The organism is uncultured Legionella sp., from assembly GCF_937871865.1.
Taxonomy (GTDB): Bacteria; Pseudomonadota; Gammaproteobacteria; order Legionellales; family Legionellaceae; genus Legionella.
This window is the reverse complement of the sequence record NZ_CALMPD010000012.1, coordinates 1-6,316: the sequence shown is the minus strand read 5'-3', so window position 1 is coordinate 6,316 and position 6,316 is coordinate 1. Positions and strand designations below refer to the sequence as shown.

The window sequence follows — 6,316 nt, the reverse complement described above, 5'->3', positions numbered from 1 at the left end:
CTAAGGCTACCAGGGACTACTCGCCCTAGCCTTCGGCTATCCATGGCTCGCAGCGGATGTGAGTTCTCACAACCTGCACCAAATACGCCCATTCAGGCAAGAGGCCAGCGCGCTTTGACCCAGACTCCCAGATCACCATCCCTCTCACCAAGCACCATCCTCATACAACCCGCATAAGCAACCATGGCACCATTATCAGTACAGTATTCCAGAGCAGGAAAATAAACTTCCCCCTTGATGCTGGCCATCCATTCTTGCAAGGCTTTACGCAAGGCTTTATTTGCCCCAACTCCACCTGCGACTACCAGACGCTTGCAATTAGACTGCTGTATTGCTCTTTTCGCTTTAATGATTAGCGTATCAACAACAGCTTCTTGAAATGCCAGAGCTATTTCTGCCCGGTCTTTATCTTCTTTTGTGCTTTGACTCCAGGTATTTAAGGCAAACGTTTTTAAACCGCTGAAACTAAAATCAAGGCCTGGTCTGTCGATCATCGGACGAGGAAATTTATAGGATGTTGATTCGCAACTGTCTGCGAGCCTGGCTAAAACCGGACCTCCAGGATAGGGAATTCCCATTAGCTTGGCGGTTTTATCAAAAGCTTCGCCAACCGCATCATCAAGGGTGTCGCCTAGTAATTGATACTCTCCCAATTGCTTTACTTCGATTAACTGGCAATGGCCGCCGGAAACCAACAGAGCAATAAAGGGGAACTCCAGGGTTGGAGTTTCCATTTTAGCGGCAAGTAAGTGCGCTTCCAGATGATGAATTGCAAGAGCAGGAATATTTAATGCGTAAGCCATACTTTTCGCAAAACAGGAGCCAACTAACAAAGCCCCAATCAAACCAGGCCCGGCTGTATAGGCGATACCATCCAGATCACCTTTCTTTAATTGAGCTTGCTTTAGCGCTTCTTCTACCAGGGGAATTAAATAATTCACGTGATCTCTTGAAGCCAGCTCGGGAACTACCCCTCCATGTACTCTATGGGTATCTATTTGTGAATGCAGGGCATGAGCTAATAACCCGGATTTTGAATCATAAATGGCAAATCCTGTTTCATCACAAGAAGACTCGATACCTAATACACGCATATACAACCCCACTAACCGGAATCAATAGTAATTAATTGACAGATGCCGGATTATATCACAAGCTCATAACGAGTTAAGAATTATCACATCCGCCAAAGATCATCTATAATAAATAACTACCATAGATGATAAAATTACTATAAATGGTAAGAAAGATTTACTTTTGGGCTTGACGAGTGCTTCAACTAGCACTAGAATTGCCCACCTATATATAAGATCAAATAACCAGAGGATTAGTTAATGCCTACAGTTCGTGTAAAAGAAGGCGAAAACCCAGAATATGCACTGCGCCGTTTCAAGCGTTCTTGTGAAAAAGCCGGTATTTTAACCGAATTACGCCGCCGTGAATTTTATGAAAAACCAACTGCTGAGCGTAAACGCAAACAAGCTGCCGCAGTAAAACGTCATCTGAAAAAAATTTCTCGCGATACATCTTCACGACGCAGCATGAAACACAGACGTAAATAATATTTACGTATCTATTCATTAAAGTCCTTTTTATGAATAGTCAGTTAGCTTGCCAAGGTCACATTTTCATGTGGCCTTTTGGTTTTTAAGGAATAAAAAATGTCCATTAAAGAACTTATCAACAACGATATTAAAGACGCCATGCGCGCTAAAGATAAAAACTTACTGACTACCTTACGTTTAATCACTGCAGCGGTGAAACAAATAGAGGTCGACGAACGTATTGAAGTAGGTGAAGATCGTATGCTGGTTATTTTGGACAAAATGACCAAGCAACGTAAAGAATCCATTTCCCAATATGAAAAAGCAAATCGCGATGATTTGATAGCTCAGGAACAGTTTGAACTGGATGTTATTGCTAAATATCTGCCAGAGCCTTTATCAGCAGCAGAAATTGAACAAATGGTTAATGAAGCTATTGTTGCAACTGGCGCTGAAAAAATGGCCGATATGGGTAACGTGATGGGACAGCTTAAGACTAAATTACAAGGCCGAGCAGATATGACTCAAGTGAGTGCCTTGATCAAGGCTCGGTTGAGCTGATACGAATATGTCTGGCTTAATTCCACAGCCATTCATTGATGATCTTCTGCATCGCACCGATCTGGTTGAATTAATTGATAGCTATGTTCCTCTGAAAAAACGAGGAACAAGCCACATTGCCTGTTGCCCATTTCACAATGAAAAATCCCCTTCTTTTAATGTAGTAGCCAAAAAACAGTTTTATCACTGTTTCGGCTGTGGTGCAGCAGGTAATGCCATTAGTTTTATAATGAATTACCTGAATCAAGGTTTTATAGACGCTGTTGAAACCCTTGCTACCCGACTAGGCCTAACCGTTCCTCGTGAAGGGCAAGTAGAAAAAAATAATACCTCGAATGATCTATATAAACTGCTGTCTCAAGTCAGCCTGCATTACCAGAAAAAATTAAAGCACGACGGTCAGATTGCCATTGATTACCTGCGCAAAAGAGGATTGAGCGGTGAAATCGCAAAACTCTATCAATTAGGTTTTGCCCCCGATGGTTGGCATCATCTGGAGAAAGTATTTGCCCGTAATCAACGTGAATTGATAGCAACAGGAATGTTGATTCAAACGGATGAAGGCAAAATTTATGATCGCTACCGCAACAGAGTTATGTTCCCCATTCATGATCGCCACGGGCGTATCATTGGATTCGGTGGCCGCGTTTTGGATCCCGAACATAAACCCAAATATCTGAACTCACCTGAAACCGTTATTTTTCAAAAAAGCCGTGAGCTTTATGGTCTACACCAGATCCTCAGTCACAATAAATCGGCAGATTATGTTATTATTGTTGAAGGCTATATGGATGTAATTGCCTTGGCTCAACATGGTATTATGAATGCAGTAGCCACCTTGGGAACAGCCACAAGCACCTATCATATTCAACTTTTAGCGAAACACACCAAACATCTTATTTTTTGTTTTGATGGCGATGCAGCAGGCAAACAAGCCGCATGGCGAGGTTTGGAAAGCAGTTTACCTCACCTCAATTCAGGTCTTGATGCACGATTTATTTTTTTACCAGATGGTCATGATCCTGACAGCCTGGTAAGAGAAGAAGGCAAAGATAATTTTTTAACTCGCCTCAAACAGGCAACTCCGCTGCATCGATTCTTCTTTGACACCTTAGGTAAAGACATCAATCTGCAAAATCCGGCAGGAAAAACGCAGCTTATCAATTCAGCAAAACCCTTTTTACAAAAAATGGAAGAAGGCTCTTCAAAAGAGCTGCTGCTAGATGATTTGGCTCGATTAACCCATATAGAAAGCCATAGACTTAATCAACTCATTACCCAACAAAATGAGCCTAATGCCGTAGAACAAACGACGAGCATTGCGCGCTCTCCCCTGCGCATTGCCATTGCCGTGCTGTTACAGAATCCGGAAATATACGCACGCATCATTGAACAGATAGATCCAGAACTATTACATAAAAAAGAACATCACATTTTACTTACGATTCTTCATCAACTAAAATTAAATCCACAAGCGACGACAGCAACCCTGATTGAATCCTGGCGAACAACCAACTATTTTGAAGCCATCAATCGATTAGCATCCTGGGAACATCAGGTACCAGAACAGGCATTGATAAAAGAGTTTGTTGATATTTTATTATTTTTACAAAAACAGAATAAAGAGCTTATAATACGTCAATTAATAGATAAATCGAGGCAAGAAGGGCTAACCGAAATCGAGCGAAACAGTTTACATCAGATGCTAAAGGAACGGCATCCTCAGATTGATTTGGAAAAATAAAAAATCTGAACTACTGGTATGTTGACTCGAGCCGGTTTATAATCAAACCCTTTTTGTAGACCCTAAATTGTTCCTAAAAGAAGTGCCTATGACCACAAATGACCAAGAACAGCAAAGCTCACAAATAACCAAAGTCATTAGCCTTGGAAAAGAACAAGGTTATCTGACTTATAGTCAAATTAACGACTTACTACCTAATATAGTAGATACGGAGCATTTTGATGTCATCATAAGCATGCTTGAGGGCATGAACATCAAAGTCTTTGAGCAACCGCCAGGCGACGATGAATTAGCGCTTCTACTGAATACAGAAGAAGTTCCAGATATCGAAGAAGCCGCAATGGTTCTTGCATCTGTTGATAAAGAAACAGGAAGAACGACTGATCCCGTCCGTATGTACATGAGAGAAATGGGTACAGTGGAGCTTCTGACTCGCGAAGGTGAAATTCGCATAGCCAAACGAATTGAAGAAGGAATCTACCAGGTTCTTAAATCGCTGGCTCACTACCCGGAAACTGTTCAATTAGTTCTGGATGACTACGATCGATTCAATGCAGAAGAAATACGCCTTAATGAAATTATTAGCGGTTTTGCAGACACCGATGAAGAAATAGCGCCTGCTGCCAGCATTGGCTCTATGCTTGATGATGTTCAACAAGAAGACGTCATGCTCAACGTGAGTGACGATGATGATGAAGACGGCGAAGGCGGCATGGCTGAAGTCGATGATGGCCCGAACCCTGAGCAAGCTAAAGTCTATTTTGATGAATTACGTGAAAACTTCACTAATGCAATGAATGCGTTGAAAGATCACGGCAGAACGAACAAAAAGACTCTTGAGCTTCTGGAAGTAATGTCTGATTCATTCTTAAAGCTCAAGTTGACTTCAAGACAAGTGGATCGCTTAACTCGGCATTTCAGACAACTACGTAACCACATCAGAGAGTTTGAACGTGGCATCATGCGTCTTTGTATTGAAAAAGCACGTATACCACGGAAGTTATTTATTGATACGTTCCCAGGACAGGAAACTGACCTGAACTGGTTAGAAAATCTGTGCAGTAAAAATGCCAAGAAACTGGATTTACCGCGTATCGAAGAATACAGAGAAGAAATCTTACGTCTACAGACCCGATTAGCATCTTTTGAAATTGAATACGGTCTGATCATCAGTGAAATTAAAGACATCAATAGAAAAATGTCTATCGGCGAAGCGAAAGCGCGACGTGCGAAGAAAGAAATGGTTGAAGCAAACCTCCGTCTGGTTATTTCTATCGCTAAAAAATACACCAACAGAGGCTTACAATTCCTTGATTTAATTCAGGAAGGTAATATAGGCCTGATGAAAGCGGTAGATAAGTTTGAATACCGTCGCGGCTACAAATTCTCAACCTATGCTACATGGTGGATCAGACAGGCAATTACTCGTTCCATCGCTGACCAGGCTCGTACTATTCGTATTCCGGTTCATATGATAGAAACGATTAACAAACTCAATCGTATTTCTCGTCAAATTCTTCAGGAAACAGGCCGCGAAGCCACTCCAGAAGAATTAGCCGAAAAAATGGAATTGAGTGAAGATAAGATTCGCAAAGTCCTGAAAATAGCGAAAGAACCTATCTCTATGGAAACACCCGTAGGTGATGACGATGACTCTCACTTAGGTGATTTTATTGAAGACAACAACATCGAGTCTCCAATAGATATGGCCACTGCAGAAGGTTTAAGAGAAGCAACACTGGAAATATTGGAAACTCTAACTCCACGTGAAGCAAAAGTACTGCGTATGCGTTTTGGTATCGAAATGAACACCGACCATACTCTGGAAGAAGTAGGCAAACAATTTGACGTGACCCGAGAAAGGATTCGTCAAATCGAAGCAAAAGCCCTAAGAAAGCTACGCCACCCTTCCCGTTCAGAGAAGTTAAGAAGCTTCCTGGAAGGTGATGAAGGATAATTTAATTGCCGTTTTTAAAACGGCAATTAAAAAATGCAAAAAAAAGTAGAACATAAAGCAAAATCAGTTTAGAATACACTCCTCATCGGGGCCCATAGCTCAGTTGGTTAGAGCAGCGGACTCATAATCCGTTGGTCCTAGGTTCAAGTCCTAGTGGGCCCACCAATAAAATCAAGTAGTTACGTGTAGTTGTAGAAAATTCGAAAAAGTCATGTAGACGCAATGTAGACAGATTAAACCGGCTCGAACCTGTATCGAAGTTCTAGGTTTTCATAAATGGATTTAAAATGAATGAAGTTCTCTGAATCTCTTTAACTCTAATTTAAAAAACATCAAATCGTCTTTTTTCTACATAATAAAAAATAAATTTTTTATCTTAACTACTTTTGCTGTAATAACTATTGGAATAATTAAATTTGATGATATTTGGCAAACTTAATTGATTAATGATTAAATGATGTACCACGCGGTCTCTAAAGTCCGCAGCAAATATTTCGCGCTTAACGGGTT

The 6,316-nt window shown here is 41.1% G+C and carries 5 protein-coding genes and 1 tRNA gene; 5 read left to right on the top strand and 1 reads right to left on the bottom strand.

Annotated features, from left to right (window positions below; genetic code table 11):
• Positions 1 to 92: 92 nt before the first annotated feature.
• A complete protein-coding gene (tsaD, locus tag Q0495_RS00710) occupies positions 93 to 1,094 on the bottom strand; it encodes a tRNA (adenosine(37)-N6)-threonylcarbamoyltransferase complex transferase subunit TsaD (RefSeq protein ID WP_298622043.1) in 1,002 nt (333 codons plus the stop codon).
• A 240-nt stretch (positions 1,095 to 1,334) separates the two neighbouring features.
• Between tsaD and rpsU the strand changes: the two genes are divergently transcribed.
• The 5 genes from rpsU to Q0495_RS00685 all read left to right on the top strand — a co-directional run bounded on the left by rpsU (position 1,335) and on the right by Q0495_RS00685 (position 5,971).
• On the top strand, positions 1,335 to 1,562 hold the full coding sequence (gene rpsU / locus Q0495_RS00705) for a 30S ribosomal protein S21 (RefSeq protein WP_018576467.1): 228 nt from the start codon (positions 1,335 to 1,337) through the stop codon (positions 1,560 to 1,562).
• Between the two features lie 99 nt (positions 1,563 to 1,661).
• Positions 1,662 to 2,105 (top strand): GatB/YqeY domain-containing protein, encoded by a 444-nt coding sequence (locus Q0495_RS00700; protein WP_298622039.1) that lies wholly within the window; start codon positions 1,662 to 1,664, stop codon positions 2,103 to 2,105.
• 7 nt (positions 2,106 to 2,112) lie between these two features.
• Positions 2,113 to 3,849, top strand: a complete 1,737-nt coding sequence (gene dnaG / locus Q0495_RS00695; protein WP_298622037.1) for a DNA primase — start codon at positions 2,113 to 2,115, stop codon at positions 3,847 to 3,849.
• Between the two features lie 88 nt (positions 3,850 to 3,937).
• Positions 3,938 to 5,806 (top strand): RNA polymerase sigma factor RpoD, encoded by a 1,869-nt coding sequence (gene rpoD, locus Q0495_RS00690; RefSeq protein WP_298622036.1) that lies wholly within the window; start codon positions 3,938 to 3,940, stop codon positions 5,804 to 5,806.
• 88 nt (positions 5,807 to 5,894) lie between these two features.
• Positions 5,895 to 5,971: transfer RNA gene (locus Q0495_RS00685), tRNA-Ile, on the top strand.
• Positions 5,972 to 6,316 lie beyond the last annotated feature (345 nt).